At 72.7% G+C, this 19,540-nt stretch carries 22 protein-coding genes and 1 pseudogene; 20 read left to right on the forward strand and 3 right to left on the reverse strand.

Annotated features, from left to right (window positions below):
- Positions 1–92: 92 nt before the first annotated feature.
- Complete coding sequence (locus tag ABTZ91_RS17725) at positions 93–1,694, reverse strand: oxidoreductase (protein WP_352078078.1); 1,602 nt, start codon at positions 1,692–1,694, stop codon at positions 93–95.
- Between the two features lie 172 nt (positions 1,695–1,866).
- Between ABTZ91_RS17725 and hisD the strand changes: the two genes are divergently transcribed.
- The 11 genes and pseudogenes from hisD (at position 1,867) to ABTZ91_RS17780 (ending at position 10,459) form a co-directional block, all read left to right on the forward strand.
- Positions 1,867–3,192 (forward strand): histidinol dehydrogenase, encoded by a 1,326-nt coding sequence (hisD, locus tag ABTZ91_RS17730; protein WP_352078079.1) that lies wholly within the window; start codon positions 1,867–1,869, stop codon positions 3,190–3,192.
- Entirely contained in the window at positions 3,189–4,319 is a 1,131-nt protein-coding gene (locus ABTZ91_RS17735; protein WP_352078080.1) for a histidinol-phosphate transaminase, read from the forward strand. The genes hisD and ABTZ91_RS17735 overlap by 4 nt, the downstream gene beginning before the upstream one ends.
- Positions 4,316–4,909, forward strand: coding sequence for an imidazoleglycerol-phosphate dehydratase HisB (gene hisB, locus ABTZ91_RS17740; RefSeq protein ID WP_030492957.1), 594 nt, complete (start codon positions 4,316–4,318; stop codon positions 4,907–4,909). Before ABTZ91_RS17735 ends, hisB begins: the two co-directional genes overlap by 4 nt.
- A 2-nt stretch (positions 4,910–4,911) precedes the next feature.
- Positions 4,912–5,076: a hypothetical protein gene (locus ABTZ91_RS17745; RefSeq protein WP_352078081.1), complete on the forward strand. Its 165-nt coding sequence runs from the start codon at positions 4,912–4,914 to the stop codon at positions 5,074–5,076.
- Positions 5,073–5,720, forward strand: a complete 648-nt coding sequence (hisH, locus tag ABTZ91_RS17750) for an imidazole glycerol phosphate synthase subunit HisH (protein ID WP_352078082.1) — start codon at positions 5,073–5,075, stop codon at positions 5,718–5,720. Before ABTZ91_RS17745 ends, hisH begins: the two co-directional genes overlap by 4 nt.
- Positions 5,720–6,451, forward strand: a complete 732-nt coding sequence (gene priA / locus ABTZ91_RS17755; protein WP_352078083.1) for a bifunctional 1-(5-phosphoribosyl)-5-((5-phosphoribosylamino)methylideneamino)imidazole-4-carboxamide isomerase/phosphoribosylanthranilate isomerase PriA — start codon at positions 5,720–5,722, stop codon at positions 6,449–6,451. Before hisH ends, priA begins: the two co-directional genes overlap by 1 nt.
- Complete coding sequence (locus ABTZ91_RS17760) at positions 6,448–6,849, forward strand: RidA family protein (protein ID WP_352078084.1); 402 nt, start codon at positions 6,448–6,450, stop codon at positions 6,847–6,849. The genes priA and ABTZ91_RS17760 overlap by 4 nt, the downstream gene beginning before the upstream one ends.
- Positions 6,846–7,601: an imidazole glycerol phosphate synthase subunit HisF gene (hisF, locus tag ABTZ91_RS17765; RefSeq protein ID WP_352078085.1), complete on the forward strand. Its 756-nt coding sequence runs from the start codon at positions 6,846–6,848 to the stop codon at positions 7,599–7,601. The genes ABTZ91_RS17760 and hisF overlap by 4 nt, the downstream gene beginning before the upstream one ends.
- A gap of 127 nt (positions 7,602–7,728) precedes the next feature.
- Positions 7,729–8,316, forward strand: coding sequence for a helix-turn-helix domain-containing protein (locus ABTZ91_RS17770; protein WP_352078086.1), 588 nt, complete (start codon positions 7,729–7,731; stop codon positions 8,314–8,316).
- Complete coding sequence (locus ABTZ91_RS17775) at positions 8,313–9,560, forward strand: MFS transporter (RefSeq protein ID WP_352078087.1); 1,248 nt, start codon at positions 8,313–8,315, stop codon at positions 9,558–9,560. Before ABTZ91_RS17770 ends, ABTZ91_RS17775 begins: the two co-directional genes overlap by 4 nt.
- Positions 9,561–9,597: 37 nt before the next feature.
- Positions 9,598–10,459: pseudogene (locus ABTZ91_RS17780) on the forward strand (IS5 family transposase).
- Positions 10,460–10,478: 19 nt separating this feature from the next.
- Here ABTZ91_RS17780 and ABTZ91_RS17785 read toward each other — a convergent pair.
- Together ABTZ91_RS17785 and ABTZ91_RS17790 are read right to left on the reverse strand one after the other, a co-directional pair.
- Positions 10,479–10,970: a MarR family winged helix-turn-helix transcriptional regulator gene (locus ABTZ91_RS17785; protein WP_352078088.1), complete on the reverse strand. Its 492-nt coding sequence runs from the start codon at positions 10,968–10,970 to the stop codon at positions 10,479–10,481.
- A gap of 234 nt (positions 10,971–11,204) precedes the next feature.
- On the reverse strand, positions 11,205–11,846 hold the full coding sequence (locus ABTZ91_RS17790) for a TIGR03085 family metal-binding protein (RefSeq protein ID WP_352078089.1): 642 nt from the start codon (positions 11,844–11,846) through the stop codon (positions 11,205–11,207).
- An 84-nt stretch (positions 11,847–11,930) separates the two neighbouring features.
- Between ABTZ91_RS17790 and hisI the strand changes: the two genes are divergently transcribed.
- The 9 genes from hisI (at position 11,931) to trpA (ending at position 19,528) form a co-directional block, all read left to right on the forward strand.
- Positions 11,931–12,302, forward strand: a complete 372-nt coding sequence (gene hisI, locus ABTZ91_RS17795) for a phosphoribosyl-AMP cyclohydrolase (RefSeq protein WP_352078090.1) — start codon at positions 11,931–11,933, stop codon at positions 12,300–12,302.
- Positions 12,303–12,313: 11 nt separating this feature from the next.
- Positions 12,314–13,804 (forward strand): anthranilate synthase component I, encoded by a 1,491-nt coding sequence (locus tag ABTZ91_RS17800; RefSeq protein WP_352078091.1) that lies wholly within the window; start codon positions 12,314–12,316, stop codon positions 13,802–13,804.
- A 206-nt stretch (positions 13,805–14,010) separates the two neighbouring features.
- The gene (locus ABTZ91_RS17805) at positions 14,011–14,664 is read left to right on the forward strand and encodes a TIGR02234 family membrane protein (protein WP_352078092.1); all 654 of its coding nucleotides are present in this window, start codon (positions 14,011–14,013) and stop codon (positions 14,662–14,664) included.
- Positions 14,665–14,781: 117 nt separating this feature from the next.
- A complete protein-coding gene (locus ABTZ91_RS17810) occupies positions 14,782–15,042 on the forward strand; it encodes an HGxxPAAW family protein (protein WP_352078152.1) in 261 nt (86 codons plus the stop codon).
- Positions 15,043–15,413: 371 nt separating this feature from the next.
- Positions 15,414–15,929 carry a DUF2752 domain-containing protein gene (locus ABTZ91_RS17815; protein WP_352078093.1) on the forward strand — a complete coding sequence of 172 codons (516 nt, stop codon included), beginning with the start codon at positions 15,414–15,416 and terminating at the stop codon, positions 15,927–15,929.
- A gap of 122 nt (positions 15,930–16,051) precedes the next feature.
- Entirely contained in the window at positions 16,052–16,861 is an 810-nt protein-coding gene (gene trpC / locus ABTZ91_RS17820; protein ID WP_352078094.1) for an indole-3-glycerol phosphate synthase TrpC, read from the forward strand.
- Positions 16,862–16,868: 7 nt separating this feature from the next.
- Positions 16,869–17,027 carry a tryptophan biosynthesis modulator TrpM gene (gene trpM, locus ABTZ91_RS17825; RefSeq protein WP_352078095.1) on the forward strand — a complete coding sequence of 53 codons (159 nt, stop codon included), beginning with the start codon at positions 16,869–16,871 and terminating at the stop codon, positions 17,025–17,027.
- 402 nt (positions 17,028–17,429) lie between these two features.
- Complete coding sequence (gene trpB / locus ABTZ91_RS17830) at positions 17,430–18,713, forward strand: tryptophan synthase subunit beta (protein WP_352078096.1); 1,284 nt, start codon at positions 17,430–17,432, stop codon at positions 18,711–18,713.
- The gene (trpA, locus tag ABTZ91_RS17835; RefSeq protein ID WP_352078097.1) at positions 18,710–19,528 is read left to right on the forward strand and encodes a tryptophan synthase subunit alpha; all 819 of its coding nucleotides are present in this window, start codon (positions 18,710–18,712) and stop codon (positions 19,526–19,528) included. The genes trpB and trpA overlap by 4 nt, the downstream gene beginning before the upstream one ends.
- Positions 19,529–19,540 lie beyond the last annotated feature (12 nt).

Raw genomic sequence — 19,540 nt, forward strand, 5'->3', positions numbered from 1 at the left:
GCCGGAAGGTTGTGCTGACAGGAGTCAAGACAGCGTAAAGAAAGGGGTGGACCGGTGCCTGACGCGACCCCGGTCCGACCGTCCTGTCGAGGTCATCCGCGTCTCAGCAGCCGCGAGGCGCCCGCCGCGACCGTCGTGGCGAGCACCCAGCCGAGCAGGATCAGCGCGGTCGACGCCCACTGCCAGAACCCCTTCAGCCGCCAGTAGCCGACCTGGCCGAGATCGATCACCGGCAGCAGCAGGTCGAGGGCGTACAGCGTCGCGTTCCAGTTCGGGGACTCGCCGGGCTTCAGCGGCTCCGGGTCGTAGCGCGAGAACGCCACCGCGCCCGCCGCCCACAGGACCGCCATCCACAGCAGCGCCCGGCCCGGCCGGTAGCCGTAGGCGACCGCCAGGTCCTGGAGGTAGCCCCACAGCTTGCCGGCCAGGGGCAGCGTCTCGCGCCGCCGCCGCTGCTTGGCGAGCAGCACCTCGCGGGCGTCCGCGTCCTCCCCGCTGCTGCGCAGCACCGCCGCCAGCCGCTCGTACGGCTCCGGCGCGTACTCCGGGGTGGCCGCCGCCACCCACTCCAGACGCCGGGCCAGCGGGAAGTGCCCGTACGGCACCAGGGTTTCGTAGATGAAGCCGTTCATCGCGAGGCCGCCCGGACCCGGCCAGCTGGTGGACAGGTCGATCAGCGTCACCACCTTCGCCCCGTTGAGCACCACCCGGCCCTCCTCGGGGCGCTCGCTGTTGAACCGCAGCTCCGGGGTCACGATCCGGCGCAGCGACACCTCCTCCCGGCGCGAGCCGTCGAGCAGGAACCGGGCGTACTGCAGGTCCACCGAGTCGCCGAAGCGGCCGTCGTCCAGGCGCACCCCGCCGTGGCACTCGACCGGCTTGCGCCGGGCGCCCTGGGCCGGCGTCACCCCGTACGGCGGGGTGGCCGTCGCCTGCCCCGACGGCTCGTACACCCACGCCGCGTTCAGATAGAGGGTGCGCTCCACGGTCAGCTGCGGCGCGTTCAGCGCGCGGCGCTGCTGGGCGCCGCGCAGCACGCTGCCGCGCAGGCTGAGCGAGACGCCCACCTTCGCCCCGCGCAGGCTCAGCTCCCCGTACGTCTCGATCAGCTCGGCCTGGAGGTCCTGGGCGACGGAGAGCCCGTCCGCCGTGATCGCCCGGCCGCGCCGGTCCGGCCACACCCGGATCTGGTTGATCAGCAGATCGGTGCCGATCTGGGCGTCGGTGAGCCGGATGCCCCGCTCGACCCGGCAGCGCGGCAGATGGAGGTCGCCCTCCGTGTGCAGTCGCGCCGCCTCCAGACGGGGTATCAGACACTCGACCATCCGCAGCGTGCCGAAGTGGGCCTCCGGCAGCACCACCTCGCCGTCGAAGCGGCAGCCGTTCATCTCCACATAAGGCCCTATCGTGCCGCCCGCCAGATTGAGCACCCCCGTGATCCGCGCCCCGCGCAGCTTGAGCGCGGCGACGCGCCCGGACCGCGCCGGCGGCCCGTCCAGCAGCAGCAGGGCCACGATCTCGGCCCGCACGCTGCGCTCCGCGCCCCAGGCCGTCCCCACCGCGAACGGATCGTCCCGCTCCGCCACCCCCTCCCGCAGATCGCAGCTGTCCCCGACCCGGAACGCCCGCCACATCTCCCGCTCCGGCCCGGTCAGGCCCTCGGGCATCCCGTCGTCCTCGCGCGGCTCGGTCACTGCCGCCCCCTCGCTTCCCACGATTCCGTATCCCGGATTCGTACAGCCGTTCTTCCCGCTGAGTGACGGACTGAACGCTAACGGTCAGGAGTGGCGACAAGACGCCAGAGTGGCCCGTATCAGCCAGTGATACGGGCGACGGGCGTTCTCGGCCGTCTGAGAGAATTGACCCGTGATCTCTCGAATCGATCTGCGCGGCGACGCCCTCCCCGAGGGTTCCGCCCTGCGTGACCTGCTGCCCCGTGCCGAGTTCGACGTGGAAGCCGCCCTGGAGAAGGTGCGGCCGATCTGCGAGGACGTGCATCATCGGGGCGACGCGGCGCTGATCGACTACGCGGAGAAATTCGACGGAGTGCGCCTCGACCAGGTCCGGGTGCCGGCCGCGGCCCTGGAGCGGGCCCTCGCCGAGCTCGACCCGGCCGTCCGGGCCGGCCTGGAGGAGTCCATCCGCCGGGCCCGGCTCGTGCACGCCGCCCAGCGCCGCGGCACCCACACCACCCAGGTCGTCCCCGGCGGCACCGTGACGGAGAAGTGGATCCCGGTCGAGCGCGTGGGCCTCTACGCGCCCGGCGGCCGCTCCGTCTACCCCTCCTCCGTGATCATGAACGCGGTCCCGGCGCAGGAGGCGGGCGTCACCTCCGTCGCCCTCGCCTCCCCGCCGCAGAAGGAGCACGGCGGCCTGCCGCACCCGACGATCCTCGCCGCCTGCGCCCTCCTCGGCGTTGACGAGGTGTACGCCGTGGGCGGCGCCCAGGCCGTCGCGATGTTCGCGTACGGCACCGAGACCTGCGCCCCGGCGAACATGGTGACCGGCCCCGGCAACATCTGGGTCGCCGCCGCCAAGCGCTACTTCACCGGCCGCATCGGCATCGACACCGAGGCCGGCCCGACCGAGATCGCGGTCCTCGCCGACTCCACCGCCGACCCCGTGCACGTCGCGTCCGACCTGATCAGCCAGGCCGAGCACGACCCGCTCGCCGCCGCCGTCCTCGTCACCGACTCCGAGGAGCTCGCCGAGGCCGTCGAGGCCGAGCTCACCACCCAGGTCGCCGCCGCCAAGCACGTCGACGACCGGATCGCCCCCGCGCTCTCCGGCAAGCAGTCCGCGATCGTCCTGGTCGACGGCCTCGACGAGGGCCTGCGCGTGGTCGACGCCTACGGCGCCGAGCACCTGGAGATCCAGACCGCCGACGCCGCAGCCGTCGCCGACCGGGTCCGCAACGCGGGCGCGATCTTCGTCGGCCCCTGGTCGCCGGTCTCCCTCGGCGACTACTGCGCCGGCTCCAACCACGTGCTGCCCACCGGCGGCTGCGCCTGCCACTCCTCGGGCCTGTCCGTCCAGTCCTTCCTGCGCGGCGTCCACATCGTGGACTACACGCGCGACGCGCTCGCCGAGGTCGCCCACCACGTGGTCACCCTCGCCGAGGCGGAGGACCTGCCCGCGCACGGCGCCGCGATCAAGGCGCGGTTCGGATGGAAGGTGCCGGAAAGCAAGTGACCTCGAACGACTCCCTCCGGATCGACGACCTCCCGATCCGCGACGAGCTGAAGGGCAAGTCCCCCTACGGCGCGCCGCAGCTCGACGTCCCCGTCCAGCTGAACACCAACGAGAGCCCCTACCCGCTGCCCGAGCCCCTCGTGGCCCGGATCGCGGAGCGGGTCGCCGAGGCCGCCCGCGGCCTCAACCGCTACCCCGACCGGGACGCGGTCGAGCTGCGCACCGAGCTCGCCCGCTACCTCACCCGTACCGGAAAGCACCCGGTCTCCGCCGAGAACGTGTGGGCCGCCAACGGCTCCAACGAGGTCCTCCAGCAGCTGCTGCAGACCTTCGGCGGCCCCGGCCGCACCGCGATCGGCTTCGAGCCCTCGTACTCGATGCACGCCCTCATCGCCCGCGGCACCGGCACCGGCTGGATCTCCGGTCCGCGCAAGGAGGACTTCGGTCTGGACGTCGCGGCGGCCGAGCGGGCCATCGCCGAGCACGCGCCCCACGTCGTCTTCGTCACCTCCCCCAACAACCCCACCGGCACCGCCGTCGAGGCCGACACCGTCCTCGCGCTGTACGAGGCCGCCCAGGCCGCCAGGCCCTCGCTGGTCGTCGTCGACGAGGCGTACGTCGAGTTCAGCCACCGGGATTCGCTGCTGCCCCTCATCGAGGGCCGCCCGAACCTGGTGATCTCCCGGACCATGTCCAAGGCCTTCGGCGCCGCCGGACTGCGCCTGGGCTACCTGGCCGCCCACCGGGCCGTCGTCGACGCCGTGCAGCTGGTCCGCCTCCCGTACCACCTCTCCGCCGTCACCCAGGCCACCGCGCTCGCCGCCCTGGAGCACACCGACACCCTCCTCGGGTACGTCGAGCAGCTCAAGGCCGAACGCGACCGCCTGGTCGCCGAGCTGCGCGCCATCGGCTACGAGGTCACCGAGTCCGACGCCAACTTCGTCCAGTTCGGCCGCTTCGACGGAGCCCGCGGCTCCCACGAGGCATGGCGGAAGATCCTCGACCGGGGCGTCCTGGTCCGGGACAACGGCGTACCGGGCTGGCTGCGGGTCACCGCCGGCACCCCCGAAGAGAACGACGCGTTCCTCGACGCGGTTCGTGAGCTGAAGAAGGAGCAGAACGCATGAGCCGCGTAGGCCGCGTTGAGCGCACCACCAAGGAGACCTCCGTCGTCGTCGAGATCGACCTCGACGGCACCGGAAAGGTCGACGTGTCGACCGGGGTCGGCTTCTACGACCACATGCTCGACCAGCTCGGCCGGCACGGTCTGTTCGACCTCACCGTGAAGACCGACGGCGACCTCCACATCGACTCGCACCACACGATCGAGGACACCGCCCTCGCGCTGGGCGCCGCCTTCAAGCAGGCCCTCGGCGACAAGGTCGGCATCTACCGCTTCGGCAACTGCACCGTCCCCCTCGACGAGTCGCTCGCCCAGGTCACCGTCGACCTCTCCGGCCGCCCCTACCTGGTGCACACCGAGCCCGAGAACATGGCGCCGATGATCGGCTCCTACGACACGACGATGACCCGGCACATCCTGGAGTCCTTCGTCGCCCAGGCGCAGATCGCCCTGCACGTGCACGTGCCCTACGGGCGCAACGCGCACCACATCGTCGAGTGCCAGTTCAAGGCCCTCGCCCGCGCCCTGCGCTACGCCTCCGAGCGAGACCCGCGCGCCGCCGGCATCCTCCCCTCGACGAAGGGCGCGCTGTAACCGTGAACGGACTCTCCACCGTCCTCATCGTCGTCGGGCTCTTCCTGCTCGGCGGCATCTACTCCTTCGTCAAACAGCAGATGCCCAAGGGCCTGATCGTGCTGCTCGCCATCGGCGCCGCCATGTGCCTGTCGGCCGGCGTCCTGCGTCTGGAGGTGTGGTCATGAGCGCGGCCGCACCGAAGAAGGTCGTCGTCTTCGACTACGGCTTCGGCAACGTCCGCTCCGCCGAGCGCGCCCTCGCCCGGGTCGGCGCCGACGTCGAGATCACCCGCGACTACGAGAAGGCGATGAACGCCGACGGACTCCTCGTCCCCGGCGTCGGTGCCTTCTCCGCCTGCATGCAGGGACTCAAGGAGGCCCGCGGCGACTGGATCGTCGGCCGCCGCCTTTCCGGCGGCCGCCCCGTCATGGGCATCTGCGTCGGCATGCAGATCCTCTTCGCCCGGGGCATCGAGCACGGCGTGGAGACCGAGGGCCTCGACGAGTGGCCCGGCACGGTCGAGCCGCTGAACGCCCCCGTCGTGCCCCACATGGGCTGGAACACGGTCGACGCGCCCGCCGACAGCGAGCTGTTCGCCGGCCTGGACGCCGACGCCCGGTTCTACTTCGTGCACTCCTACGCGGTGCGCGACTGGACCCTGGAGATCGGCAACCCCAACCTCCGCGCCCCCAAGGTCACCTGGGCCACCCACGGCGAGCCGTTCGTCGCCGCGGTCGAGAACGGCGCCCTGTGGGCGACCCAGTTCCACCCGGAGAAGTCCGGTGACGCCGGCGCCCAGCTCCTCACCAACTGGATCGGAACGCTTTGATGTCCCGCACGCTTGAACTGCTCCCGGCCGTCGACGTCCGCGACGGCCAGGCCGTCCGCCTCGTGCACGGCGAGTCCGGCACCGAGACCTCCTACGGCTCCCCGCTGGAGGCCGCCCTCGCCTGGCAGCGCTCCGGCGCCGAGTGGCTGCACCTGGTCGACCTGGACGCCGCCTTCGGCACTGGCGACAACCGGGAGCTGGTCCGCGAGGTCACCCGCGCCATGGACATCAAGGTCGAGCTGTCCGGCGGCATCCGCGACGACGCCTCGCTCGCCGCCGCCCTCGCCACCGGCTGCACCCGGGTCAACCTGGGCACCGCCGCCCTGGAGACCCCCGAGTGGGTCGCCAAGGTCATCGCCGAGCACGGCGACAAGATCGCCGTCGGCCTCGACGTGCGCGGCACCACCCTGAAGGGTCGCGGCTGGACCCGCGACGGCGGCGACCTCTACGAGACGCTCGCCCGCCTCGACTCCGAGGGCTGCGCCCGCTACGTCGTCACGGACATCGCCAAGGACGGCACCCTCCAGGGCCCCAACCTGGAGCTCCTGAAGAACGTCTGCGCGGCCACCGACAAGCCCGTCGTCGCCTCCGGCGGCGTGTCCTCCCTGGACGACCTGCGCGCCCTCGCCGGGCTCGTGCCGCTGGGCGTCGAGGGCGCCATCGTCGGCAAGGCGCTGTACGCGAAGGCGTTCACCCTGGAGGACGCCCTGAAGGCGGTGGCCGCCGCATGAGCGACTTTGTACGCAAGGTCGTGACGGGCGCCCCCTGGGAGGAGCAGTTCGGCTACTCCCGCGCGGTCGAGCTGCCGAACGGGACCGTCCTGGTCTCCGGCTGCACCTCCGTGATCGGCGGCCAGATCGCCGACGGCGGGCCGTACGAGCAGGCCGTGAACTCCTTCAACGTGGCCTTCGACGCCCTCAAGCAGCTGGGCCTGGGCGCCGAGCACGTCGTGCGCACGCGCATGTACATCACGCACGCGCGTGACGTCGAAGAGGTCGGCCGTGCCCACAAGGAGCTGTTCGACGCCGTCCGTCCGGCCGCGTCGATGATCATCGTCTCCGGCTTCGTCGACCCGCGCCTGGTCGTCGAGGTCGAGGTGGAGGCGTACCGAGGGGAGGAGGCCCGATGAGCCTCGCCGTACGGGTGATCCCCTGCCTGGACGTGGACAACGGCCGGGTGGTCAAGGGCGTCAACTTCCAGAACCTCAGGGACGCCGGCGACCCGGTCGAGATGGCCAAGCTGTACGACGCCGAGGGCGCCGACGAGCTGACCTTCCTCGACATCACCGCCTCCTCCGGCAACCGGGAGACCACCTACGACGTGGTGCGCCGCACCGCCGAACAGGTCTTCATCCCGCTCACCGTCGGCGGCGGTGTGCGGTCGGCCGACGACGTCGACCGGCTGCTGCGGGCCGGGGCCGACAAGGTGGGCGTGAACACGGCCGCCATCGCCCGCCCCGAGCTGATCCAGGAGATCGCCGAGCGCTTCGGCCGCCAGGTCCTCGTCCTGTCCGTGGACGCCCGCCGCACCCCGTCCCGCTCCTTCGAGGTGACGACGCACGGCGGCCGCAAGGGCACCGGCATCGACGCCGTCGAGTGGGCCCACCGGGCCGCCGAGCTGGGCGCCGGGGAGATCCTGCTCAACTCGATGGACGCGGACGGCACCAAGGACGGCTACGACACCGAGATGATCGCGGCCGTGCGCAAGCACGTGACCGTGCCGGTGATCGCGTCCGGCGGTGCGGGCAGGCTCGCCGACTTCCCGCCGGCGATCGAGGCGGGCGCGGACGCGGTGCTCGCCGCCTCCGTGTTCCACTTCGGCGATCTGCGCATCGGCGAGGTCAAGCAGACGCTGCGGGAAGCGGGCCACGAGGTCCGCTGAGGCGTCTTCCGCTTCGTGAGGGGCCCCTTCGGGGGCCCTTCTTCGTGCCCGCCCTCCCGACCGACGCGCAGGATCAATTGCGCAATTTGTGTTGCGCAACTTTTCTTTCGTATCTACGGTCGAGACCATGACCTCGGCCGAATCCCGCCGCATCACCGATCTCGGCACCCTCAAGGCCATCTCGCACCCGCTGCGCATGCGCCTCTACCGCACCCTCTTCGTGGCCCGCACCGCCACCGCGTCCCAGCTCGCCGAGCAGGTCGACGAGGCGGTCTCGCTCGTCAGCTACCACCTGCGCAAGCTCGCCGACCACGGCCTGATCGAGGAGGCCGAGCCCCAGTCCGCCGACGGCCGCGAGCGCTGGTGGCGCCCCAGCTCCTACGGCTTCGCCATCCACGACGAGGACATCCGCGACGCTCCCGAACTCGTCGCCGCCGGCAGCGCCTTCGGCCGTACCGTCAACGAGCAGCGGATCGAGATGCACCGCCGCTACCTCGACGAAGCGCACACCTGGTCCGACGAGTGGCGCACCGCGTCCATCAGCTCGGAATGGTTGCCCCGGCTCACCGCCGCCGAACTCGCCGCCCTCGGCGCGGAGCTCGACGCCGTCGTCAGGAAGTACGACCAGGCCGCCCGCACCGCCGAGGCCGCCGGCGACACCGAGGGCCGCGAGAACGTCGCCGTCCACCTCCACGGCTTCCCCTACCGCGTATGACCGACACCCTGCCGGCCGCCCGGCCCGCCGGCGCCGCCCGCCCCGCCCACCGCGACCCCCAGGTGCTGCGCTGGGCCGGCGCCTTCACCGCCTCCACGCTCGGCGACAGCGTCTACCACCTCGCCCTCTCCTGGGCCGCGGTCAGCAACGGCAGCGCCGCCCAGGCCGGACTCGTCCTCGCCGTCAGCGCCGTGCCGCGCGCCCTGCTCATGCTCGGCGGGGGAGTGGTCGCCGACCGCTTCGAGCCCCGCCGGGTCGTCATCGTCTCCGACACCGTCCGCTGCCTGGTCGTCCTCGGCCTCGCCACGACCCTCTACGTAGCCGCGCCCGGCCTGTGGGTACTCGCCGCCGTCGCCCTCGTCTTCGGCGTCGTCGACGCCCTCTTCCTGCCCGCAGTGGGCGCCCTGCCGCCCCGTATCGCCGAACGCGACCAGCTCGCGCGCGTGCAGGGCATGCGCGGCATCGCGTACCGCTGCGGCGCCGTCCTCGGCGCCCCGCTCGGCGGCCTCGCCGTCGCCGTCGGCGGCCCCGCCACGGCCTTCGGTGCCGCCGGTCTGCTCTTCGCGCTCTCCGTACCGCTGCTGTACGGGCTCCGCCTCCGCCCGCTGCCGACCGAGGACCGGGGCCGCCCCGGAACCGCCCTGCGCGACCTCGCCGACGGACTGCGCTATCTGCGCGGCCACCGCGTCCTCGGCCCACTCATGGTCGTCGTACTGCTCAGCGACCTCGGCTTCGTCGGCCCGCTCAACGTCGGCCTCGCCGTCCTGGCCGAGCAGCGCGGCTGGGGCGCCTCCGGCATCGGCTGGGTCCTCGCCGGCTTCGGTACGGGCGCGGGCGCGGCCTCGCTGCTCCTCACCGTGGCGGGACGCGTCCCGCGCGCGGGAGCCGTCAGCGGCTGGACCATGACCGTGGGAGCCGTCTCCATCGGCGCCCTCGCCTTCACACCGCTGCTGCCCGCGGCCGTCGCCGTCGCCGTGTCCATCGGCCTGCTCGCCGGACTCTCCGGCGCGCTGTGCAACGCACTCCTCCAGACCGAGTGCGACCCCGCCTACCTCGGCCGCGTCACCGCCGTCTCCGGCCTTTGCTCGCTCGGCCTCGCCCCGCTCAGCTTCCCGCTCACGGGCGCGGCGATCGAGCTGTGGGGCGTGGGCCCGGTGTACGTGGTCAGCGCGGCGGTCTGCGCCCTGTCCGGGATCTACAGCCTCGCGGTCACCGCCGTACGGCGGGCCGAGCTGCCCCGCTAGAGCGTGTCTCCTTGATGGGTTGATCAGTTGATCGGATGTGCCTGTCCGATTAGTGATCACTGATGCGATGGGGGACCGGATCGAGCCGCTGATGCCGGCCGATCCGGTCCGCGGTCGGCGGTGGGCAGATCACCGCCGAACCCTGGAGGCCATCGCCTGGAAGTACCGCACCTGCTCACCCTGGCGCGACCTGCCACAAGAGCTCGGACCCTTTCAGACCGCGCACAAACGCCTGATCAGATGGGCCATGGACGGCACCTGGGCACGGGTCCTCGCGGCGGTCCTTGCAGCGGCGGATGCCGATGACGACGTCGGCTGGACCGTCTCGGTGGACTCCACCGTCTGCCGGGCTCCCCCACATCCGGCGGGGGCAAGGAAAAAGGGGCGCCCGGCCGGTCCGAGCCCGAGGACCACGCGCTCGGACGTTCCCGCGGTTGATTGAGCACGAAGGTCCACTTGGCCAGTGACAGCCGGGCACGGCCTCTGTCCATCCACGTCACCGCGGGGCAGGCCGGTGACGCACCGGCCTTCGAGGCGGTCATGGCCGGAGTCCGGATCCCGCGGAGCGGACTCGGCAGGCCAAGAACCCGCCCTGCGGTCGTCCTTGCGGATCGCGCTTACTCTTCCCGCGCGATTCGTGGGGGCACCTCCGGCGACGCGGCATCCGTGCGGTCATCCCGCAGCCCGCCGACCAGATCGGCCATCGACTGCGGCGAGGTCGCGCCGGAGGCCGCCCGCCCGCCTTCGACGCCGAGACATATAAGGAGCGCAACGCCGTCGAGCGGTGCATCGCCCGGCTCAAGCAGTGGCGCGGCCTCGCCATGCGGACGGACAAGCCTGCCATTGCTTACCAGGCTGCCCTCCACCTCGCCGCCATTCTGATCTGGACCCGCAGTTGACGAAGCTGCAACGAAGTAGCTAGGAGGTGCCATCCTCCTCGGTGTTGGCGATCATCGTGCGCAGCACCTTGAGCGCGGCCACGTACTCCTCGTCGCTGATGCCCTTGTGGACCTCCGCGCGCAGCTCTGTAGCCAGTCCGCGCAGCCGGATTCTGGCAGCCTCGCCTGCATCGGTGAGGTGCAGGTTCTGTCCGGCGTCGATACTTAGCCAGCCGCGGTGGAGCAACTGGTCGATGACCCGAGGGATCTCGTGCTGTCCGCCCGCAAGGGGGGTCAGCTGGGTGATCACCTCTTCACGGCTGGGTGCCGTGGGGCCGCCAGTCACTCGGTTGAGTACCCAGTACTGCGGCTGGGTGACATCGATCCTGGCCATGGCGTCACGCAGACGCCGCGTCACAGTCTCGTGGACGAGGCCGGCCCAATAGCCGATGGGTTGGCTGGCCAACATGTCGTCTGTGGCGGCCGGATCAGCCGGCGCCTGGTCAGTGATGCTGCCGCTTAACGGTTTCATGATCACGACGCTACACGCCCGTTGTCTCCGTGGACACTGCCGACCGTTGGATCTCTGCCTCAAGCACTGCACGGCCTGGTGGGGCGCACCGAAAGGCTTGCCATCGCCACCGATTCACCCCATCTCGCCTGTGGTTCGTATCGCCTCCGTGCCGACCAATGAGACAGCTCCTAGCCCCTTGGATGGTTGGATCCGCAGGACCACCGATCCGCCGGACTCGTCGCTCCGCCCGCTTCAGATCCCCAGCTGCTTCGCCGTGTGCAGCCGCTCCACGGCCTCCGGCTCGCCGTCCAGCTCCACCTTGGCCGCGTCCTGGCGCCCGAAGAGGAACATCGTCAGCTCGCCCGGCTCCCCGGACACCGTCACCACCGGGGTGCCGCGGTGCGCCACCACCGTCTGGCCGTTCGGGCGGCGCAGCACGAGCCCCACCGGCGCCTTGCGGCCGAGCAGCCGGGCCGACTTCTCCAGACGGGACCACAGGGTGTCGGCGAAGACCGGGTCGAGCTCGCGCGGCGACCAGTCCGGCTGGGCCCGGCGCACGTCCTCCGCGTGGACGTAGAACTCGACGACGTTCGCCCCCTCGTCCACCTGCTTGATCGTGAACGGGGACAGCCGCGGCGGACCCGTACGGATGAGCTGGATCAGCTCCTCGTACGGCTTCCCGGCGAACTCCTCCTGCACCCGGTCGAGGCGCGCCTTCAGGGCGGGCACCGGCACGAGGGTGCCGGCCGCCGCGTCCGGGCGGCGCTCCCGCACCACCACATGGGCCGCCAGGTCCCGGGTCCGCCACCCCTCGCAGAGCGTCGGGGCGTCCGGACCGGCCGCCTCCAACAGATCGGCGAGCAGAAGCCGTTCACGCTTGGCATGGGTCGACATGGTCGCCAGCGTACGGCGATCTCCGCCGGTCCGCCCAGTGGACGCACCGCCGTACGCCCCCGGCGACCACGGCACAATGGCCCCATGAGCAGCACGCCGCCCCGGACACCCAGCGACCTCGACCCGGCCATCGCCGCCCGCCTCAGGCGCAGCCCCGACGGTCTGGTCCCCGCCATCGCCCAGCAGTACGACACCGGCGAGGTGCTCATGCTCGGCTGGATGGACGACGAGGCGCTCCACCGCACCCTCACCACCGGCCGCTGCACCTACTGGTCCCGCAGCCGCCAGGAGTACTGGGTCAAGGGCGACACCTCCGGCCACGTCCAGCACGTCAGGTCCGTCGCCCTCGACTGCGACGCCGACACCGTGCTCGTCAAGGTCGACCAGGTCGGCGCCGCCTGCCACACCGGCACCCGCACCTGCTTCGACACCGACGTCCTCCTCGCGGCCGAGTAGGGTCTGGCGCCATGGATCTCGAGACCTTCCGCAAGCTGGCGGCCGACCGCCGCGTCATCCCCGTCAGCCGCAGGCTCCTCGCGGACGGCGACACCCCGGTCGGGCTCTACCGCAAGCTCGCCGCCGAACGCCCCGGCACCTTCCTCCTCGAATCCGCGGAGAACGGCCGCAGCTGGTCCCGCTACTCCTTCATCGGCGTCCGCAGCGACGCCACCCTCACGGTGAAGGACGGCGAGGCGCACTGGCTGGGCACCCCGCCGGTCGGCGTCCCCGTCGACGGCGACCCGCTCGCCGCGCTGCGCGCCACCGTCGAGACCCTGCACACCCCGCGCGACCTGGCCTCCGGCATGCCCCCGTTCACCGGCGGCATGGTCGGCTACCTCGGTTACGACATCGTGCGCCGCCTGGAGCGCATCGGCGAGCACGGCCGCGACGACCTGAGGCTCCCCGAGCTCACCATGCTGCTCACCAGCGACCTCGCCGTCCTCGACCACTGGGACGGCACGGTCCTGCTGATCGCCAACGCGATCAACCACAACGACCTGGACACCGGCGTCGACGAGGCGTACGCGGACGCCGTGGCCCGCCTCGACGCGATGGAGGCCGACCTGGCCCGCCCGGTCGCGACCGTCCCCGCCGCGCTGCCCGCCTCCGAGCTGCCGGAGTTCTCGGCGCTGTGGGGCGGACCCGCCTACCAGGACGCCGTCGAGGACATCAAGGAGCGGATCCGGGCCGGCGAGGCCTTCCAGGTCGTGCCCTCGCAGCGCTTCGAGACCCCCTGCACCGCCTCCGCCCTCGACGTCTACCGGGTGCTGCGGGCCACCAACCCCTCCCCGTACATGTACCTGTTCCGCTTCGAGAACGGCTTCGACGTCGTCGGCTCCTCGCCCGAGGCCCTGGTCAAGGTCGAGGACGGGCACGCGATGCTCCACCCCATCGCCGGCACCCGGCACCGCGGCGCGACCCCGCAGGAGGACCACGACCTCGCCGAGGAACTGCTCGCCGACCCCAAGGAGCGCGCCGAGCACCTCATGCTCGTCGACCTCGGCCGCAACGACCTGGGCCGGGTCTGCGAACCGGGCTCCGTCGAGGTCGTCGACTTCATGTCGATCGAGCGCTACTCCCACGTGATGCACATCGTGTCCACCGTGACCGGCAAGGTCGCCGAGGGGAAGACCGCGTTCGACGTCCTCACCGCCTGCTTCCCGGCCGGCACCCTCTCCGGGGCGCCCAAGCCGCGCGCGATGCAGATCATCGAGGAGCTGGAACCCTCCCGGCGTGGCCTGTACGGCGGGTGCGTCGGCTACCTCGACTTCGCCGGCGACTCCGACACCGCCATCGCCATCCGTACGGCGCTGCTGCGGGACGGCACGGCGTACGTGCAGGCGGGAGCCGGTGTCGTCGCCGACTCCGACCCGATCGCCGAGGACAACGAGTGCCGCAACAAGGCCGCGGCCGTCCTCCGGGCCGTCCACACGGCCAACCGGATGACCGCCGGCTGACGGGCCCGGAATTGGGCGGTGACCGCCGGCTGACGGGTCGGGACCGAGACGGGTGAGCGTCGGCTGACGGGTCGGGACCCGGGCGGGTGAGCGCGGGCTGACGGGCCCGGCCGTGGGCGCGTGGGTCGGCCCCGACCCGGGTCGGGGCCGTGGGGCCGGTGGGACGCCGCGACCGGGATGACCGGTTCGTCAGGCCGTAGGGGATAGTGGGGTACGTGAGTGCCGTACCCGTACCCCAGCCCCGAGCCGCCCGACCGGGCGGCGCCGCCCCCTCCGGCGCCCGCCGCAGCCTGGCCGCGGCCCTGCTGCTCGGCGCCCTCGGAGCCGCCGTCGTACTGCTCTCCGCCGGCCAGATCTGGGCCGAGGGCACCGCGTCCGTCGGCGGCGGCACCGTCCCGGTGGAGGCCGACGGCGGCGCCGTCACCGGCGTGCCGACCGCCCTCGCGATCGTCGGCCTCGCCGCGCTCGTCGCCGTCTTCGCCGTCCGCCGCGCCGGCCGCACCCTGGTCGCCGCCCTCCTCGCCCTGAGCGGCGCCGGAGCGGCCCTCGCCGCGGTCCTCGGCGCCTCCGACCGTGCCGCCCTGAACGCCGAGGCCGCCCGGATCAGCGGCAACACCGCCGCCGTGGTCGGCGGCCTCAGCCACACCGTCTGGCCGTACGTCACCGCCGCCGGCGCGGTCCTCATCCTCGCCGCCGGCCTCTTCGCCCTCCGCTTCGGCAAGACCTGGCCGGCCATGGGCGGACGCTACGAACGCGCCGGCGCCCCCCGCGCCGCCCGCCGCCCCGCGGCCGTCGACCCCGACCGCCCCGAGGACCTGTGGAAGGCCCTCGACCGCGGCGAGGACCCGACCCACGGGTAGCCGGCCCCCGTGCCCGGTCGCGACGCGTGACCGTTCGGGCACCCCGACTCATCGCCGCGCCCCCATGTGCGGAAGAATGAGATGTCACCACCGCGCAACATCAACGAGGAGCAACTCATGGCGGGCAGCGCCCACGGACACACCCCGGCCGCCTGGACCGGTGTCATCATCTCCTTCATCGGCTTCTGCATCGCCGGCGTCTTCATGGTGGCGGCCAACGTGCCCGGTTTCTGGGCCGGCATCGGCGTCATCCTCCTCGGCGGTGTCGTCGGCGGTGCGATGAAGATCGCGGGCCTCGGCATGCCGAAGGAATCGGCCGACGTCGCCGCCGCCCGCGAGGCCGCCACGGCCAGGGCCCTCGAGAGGACCGGCGCCTGACACCCCCGCGTCACTCCGAAGGCGCAGCCCCGCGAGGCGGGGCTGCGCCTTCGCGCGTCAGGGGCGAGAATCACCGGGTGGATGCACAGCCGAGGGCGCGACAGACGACAGGTCCGGTGACGAGCGCGCGGGCCTCGGGGGTGGCTGGGGCCGATGCGGCCTCTGCCGGCTCTGGGGCGGCTGTGGCCCGTGAAGCGGCCGGGGCTGCTGCGGTCCGTGAGACGGCCGGGGCTGCTGCGGGCACTGGGACAGAGGCGGGCTCTGGGGCCCATGCGACCGCTGCGGCGACTGCGGGCTTTGGGGCGGCCGGGGCTGCTGCGGGGTCTGCGGGCTCCGCGACTCCCGGGGCAGGTGCGAGCCCTGCCGCTCCGGTGGCCTCCGGGACCTGGGAGACCTCCGAGACCCCGGGGACCGGCGGGGCTGCCGGGACCCCCGCCCCCGCCGCGCCCTGGGCCGCCCCCGCCGGCCCGTACCCGCCCCCGCCGCCCCGACCGCTCGCCCGGCGGCTGCTCGCCCCGCTGGGCGCCCTCGCCGGGGTCGCCGCCGCCTTCGCGTACGTCGGGACCGTCGACCCCAACGAGCCCGGCCACTACCCCGTCTGCCCCCTGCTGCGCTTCACCGGTGTCTACTGCCCCGGCTGCGGCGGGCTGCGCAGCGCCCACGCCTTCGTGCACGGCGACCTCGCGGCCGCCCTCGGGGCGAACGCGCTCGCCGTCGTCGGCTACGGGGTCTTCGCGGCCGTCATGGTCCTCTGGCTGGTTCGCGCCGTCCGCGGTCTCCCCATGCGGTTCGCGATCACCCCGGCCTGGTGGTGGGGGATCGGCGCCGTGCTGGCCCTTTTCACCCTCGTACGCAACCTTCCGTTCGGCGCCGCGCTCGCCCCCTGACCTGCCCGTAAGTCCCAGCAGATGGGACGCGGCCCCAACCGATGCGGGTCCGGGGCCCACCTGCGGATACCATCGACATGGCTGAACAACACCGTCACCAGTCCCGGAAGGGGGCCTCTCGCGTGAGTGTGCTCGACGAGATCATCGAAGGCGTGCGCGCCGACCTCGCAGAGCGGCAGGCGCGGGTCTCCCTCGACGAGCTCAAGGAGCGCGCCGCCAAGGCCCCGCAGGCCAAGGACGGCGTCGCCGCACTCCGCGGCGACGGAGTCAAGGTGATCTGCGAGGTCAAGCGCTCCAGCCCGTCCAAGGGCGCGCTCGCCGCCATCGCCGACCCGGCCGGCCTCGCCGCCGACTACGAGGCGGGCGGTGCCGCCGTCATCTCCGTCCTCACCGAGCAGCGCCGCTTCGGCGGCTCGCTCGCCGACCTGGAGGCCGTCCGCGCCCGGGTCGACATCCCGGTCCTGCGCAAGGACTTCATCGTCACCGCGTACCAGCTCTGGGAGGCACGGGCGTACGGCGCGGACCTCGCGCTGCTCATCGTCGCCGCCCTGGAGCAGGAGGCCCTCGTCTCCCTCATCGAGCGGGCCCAGTCCATCGGCCTGACGCCGCTGGTCGAGGTCCACGACGAGGAAGAGGTCGAGCGGGCCGTCGAGGCGGGCGCGCGGGTCATCGGCGTCAACGCCCGCAACCTGAAGACCCTCCAGGTGGACCGCTCCACCTTCGAGCGCGTCGCCCCCGAGATCCCGGCCGGCATCGTCAAGATCGCCGAGTCCGGCATCCGCGGCCCGCACGACCTGATCGCCTACGCCAACGCCGGGGCCGACGCGGTCCTGGTCGGCGAGTCGCTGGTCACCGGCCGCGACCCCAAGGCCGCCGTCGCCGACCTCGTCGCCGCCGGTGCCCACCCGGCCCTCCGTCACGGTCGGAGCTGACCGCACCATGCCCATCGCCGCCCGCCTCGCCCGTGGCTGCCGCCCCCGCGGCTGCCGCGCGCCGGCGCGCCGGGTGCACGGGCGCCGCGTGCGGTACGTGATCGGCGACGAGCCGGGCCAGGTCAACGGCATGCGATGGCGCCCCCGCCGAGCGCGCGTCTCCTGACGACTACCTGACCCGCCCCCGCGCGGGCCCGCGCCCAGCCCTGTTGCGGGCCGTCGCCCCGCTGGGGCGGTGCCCCTCCCACCCTCGTGGTGGGCATTCGTTCCTCCCCCGGACTGCGTCCGGGGGCACCCCCAGGCGGAACGGGTGGGCACAACGGAGGGTGCCCCTTGCCGGGCCTGGGCTCTCGTGCCTGGACCCGCACCGCGAGAGCGCCGCGCTCTCGCGGTGCGGGCAGGAACAGGTGCGGAACGTGCCCACAACGAGGGGGCAGGCGGGCACGGCCCGCACGGGGCACCGCCCCGCACGGGGCGAGTCCGCACAGGGGCCGAAGAGTCGCGCGCATACCGTCACCTTCAACCGCACGCGTACACCGGGGCACCCCGCCCCGCGAGGAGCAACCGCATGTCCAGCGAGTTCTTCATTCCCGACCCGGAGGGTCAGGTCCCGTCGTCCGAGGGCTACTTCGGCGCGTACGGCGGCAAGTTCATCCCGGAGGCGCTCGTCGCCGCCGTCGACGAGGTCGCCGTGGAGTACGACAAGGCCAAGAGCGACCCCGAGTTCGCTCGCGAGCTGAACGACCTGATGGTCCACTACACCGGCCGGCCCAGCGCCCTCACCGAGGTGCCCCGGTTCGCCGAGCACGCCGGCGGCGCCCGGGTCTTCCTCAAGCGGGAGGACCTCAACCACACCGGCTCGCACAAGATCAACAACGTGCTCGGTCAGGCCCTGCTCACCAAGCGCATGGGCAAGACCCGCGTCATCGCCGAGACCGGTGCCGGTCAGCACGGCGTCGCCACCGCGACCGCCTGCGCGCTCTTCGGGCTCGACTGCACCATCTACATGGGCGAGATCGACACCCAGCGCCAGGCCCTCAACGTGGCCCGCATGCGCATGCTCGGCGCCGAGGTCGTCGCCGTGAAGTCCGGCAGCCGCACCCTCAAGGACGCCATCAACGAGGCCTTCCGCGACTGGGTCGCCAACGTCGACCGCACGCACTACCTCTTCGGCACCGTCGCGGGCCCGCACCCCTTCCCCGCCATGGTCCGCGACTTCCACCGGGTCATCGGCGTCGAGGCCCGCCGGCAGATCCTGGAGCGCGCCGGCCGCCTCCCCGACGCGGCCGTCGCCTGCGTCGGCGGCGGATCCAACGCCATCGGCCTCTTCCACGCCTTCATCCCGGACGCGTCCGTCCGGCTGATCGGCTGCGAACCGGCCGGCCACGGCGTCGAGACCGGTGAGCACGCCGCCACCCTCACCGCAGGCGAGCCCGGCATCCTCCACGGCTCCCGCAGCTACGTCCTGCAGGACGACGAGGGCCAGATCACCGAGCCGTACTCGATCTCGGCCGGACTCGACTACCCCGGCATCGGCCCCGAGCACGCCTACCTCAAGGACAGCGGCCGCGGCGAGTACCGGGCCGTCACCGACGACGCCGCCATGCAGGCCCTGCGCCTGCTCTCCCGTACCGAGGGCATCATCCCGGCCATCGAGTCCGCCCACGCCCTCGCGGGCGCCCTGGAGGTCGGCAAGGAGCTCGGCCCGGACGGGCTGATCGTCGTCAACCTCTCCGGACGCGGCGACAAGGACATGGACACCGCCGCCCGCTACTTCGGGCTGTACGACACCGACGCCGAGGTGACCGCCGACCAGGCCGGCACCGCGGAGATCGCGGGGGACGCCAAGTGACCGGCAACATCCAGCTGCTCAGCGACACCCTGGCCAAGGCGAAGGCCGAGAACCGGGCGGCGCTCATCGCCTATCTCCCGGCCGGCTTCCCGACCGTGGACGGCGGCATCGCCGCCGTCAAGGCGGTCTTCGACGGCGGCGCCGACATCGTCGAGGTCGGCCTGCCGCACAGCGACCCGGTCCTCGACGGGCCGGTCATCCAGACCGCCGACGACATCGCCCTGCGCGGCGGCGTCAAGATCGCCGACGTGATGCGCACGGTGAAGGAGGCCCACGAGGCCACCGGCAAGCCGGTCCTCGTGATGACCTACTGGAACCCCATCGACCGCTACGGCGTCGAGCGCTTCACCGAGGAGCTCGCCGCGGCCGGCGGCGCCGGCTGCATCCTGCCCGACCTGCCGGTCCAGGAGTCCGCCCTCTGGCGGGAGCACGCCGACAAGCGCGGTCTCGCCACCGTCTTCGTCGTCGCCCCCAGCAGCAAGGACGAGCGCCTCGCCACCATCACCGCGGCCGGCTCCGGCTTCGTCTACGCCGCCTCGCTCATGGGCGTCACCGGCACCCGCGAGTCGGTCGGCGAGCAGGCCGCGGACCTCGTCCGCCGCACCCGGGCCGCCGGCGGCCTGCCCGTCTGCGTCGGCCTCGGCGTCTCCAACGCCGAGCAGGCCAAGGAGGTGGCCGGCTTCGCCGACGGCGTCATCGTCGGCTCCGCCTTCGTCAAGCGGATCCTCGACGCCGACGGCGACGAGAGCGCCGCGCTCGGCGCCGTAAGGGAACTGGCGACCGAACTGGCCGAGGGCGTCCGCCGCACCCCGTAACCCATACGGGTG

Origin of the sequence: Streptomyces sp. NPDC126499, assembly GCF_040302485.1 — a bacterium.
In the GTDB taxonomy this organism is placed as follows: domain Bacteria; phylum Actinomycetota; class Actinomycetes; order Streptomycetales; family Streptomycetaceae; genus Streptomyces.

Bases quoted from the DNA above. Each gene is read 5' to 3' on its own strand.
- ABTZ91_RS17770 (WP_352078086.1), top strand. From the start codon at position 7,729: ATGACCTCGGCCGAATCCCGCCGCATCACCGATCTCGGCACCCTCAAG.
- priA (WP_352078083.1), top strand. From the start codon at position 5,720: ATGTCCCGCACGCTTGAACTGCTCCCGGCCGTCGACGTCCGCGACGGC.
- ABTZ91_RS17810 (WP_352078152.1), top strand. From the start codon at position 14,782: ATGGCGGGCAGCGCCCACGGACACACCCCGGCCGCCTGGACCGGTGTC.
- ABTZ91_RS17760 (WP_352078084.1), top strand. From the start codon at position 6,448: ATGAGCGACTTTGTACGCAAGGTCGTGACGGGCGCCCCCTGGGAGGAG.
- hisI (WP_352078090.1), top strand. From the start codon at position 11,931: ATGAGCAGCACGCCGCCCCGGACACCCAGCGACCTCGACCCGGCCATC.
- ABTZ91_RS17785 (WP_352078088.1), bottom strand. From the start codon at position 10,970: ATGAAACCGTTAAGCGGCAGCATCACTGACCAGGCGCCGGCTGATCCG.
- hisF (WP_352078085.1), top strand. From the start codon at position 6,846: ATGAGCCTCGCCGTACGGGTGATCCCCTGCCTGGACGTGGACAACGGC.
- hisH (WP_352078082.1), top strand. From the start codon at position 5,073: ATGAGCGCGGCCGCACCGAAGAAGGTCGTCGTCTTCGACTACGGCTTC.
- trpB (WP_352078096.1), top strand. From the start codon at position 17,430: ATGTCCAGCGAGTTCTTCATTCCCGACCCGGAGGGTCAGGTCCCGTCG.
- trpM (WP_352078095.1), top strand. From the start codon at position 16,869: ATGCCCATCGCCGCCCGCCTCGCCCGTGGCTGCCGCCCCCGCGGCTGC.
- ABTZ91_RS17775 (WP_352078087.1), top strand. From the start codon at position 8,313: ATGACCGACACCCTGCCGGCCGCCCGGCCCGCCGGCGCCGCCCGCCCC.
- ABTZ91_RS17800 (WP_352078091.1), top strand. From the start codon at position 12,314: ATGGATCTCGAGACCTTCCGCAAGCTGGCGGCCGACCGCCGCGTCATC.
- hisB (WP_030492957.1), top strand. From the start codon at position 4,316: ATGAGCCGCGTAGGCCGCGTTGAGCGCACCACCAAGGAGACCTCCGTC.
- ABTZ91_RS17790 (WP_352078089.1), bottom strand. From the start codon at position 11,846: ATGTCGACCCATGCCAAGCGTGAACGGCTTCTGCTCGCCGATCTGTTG.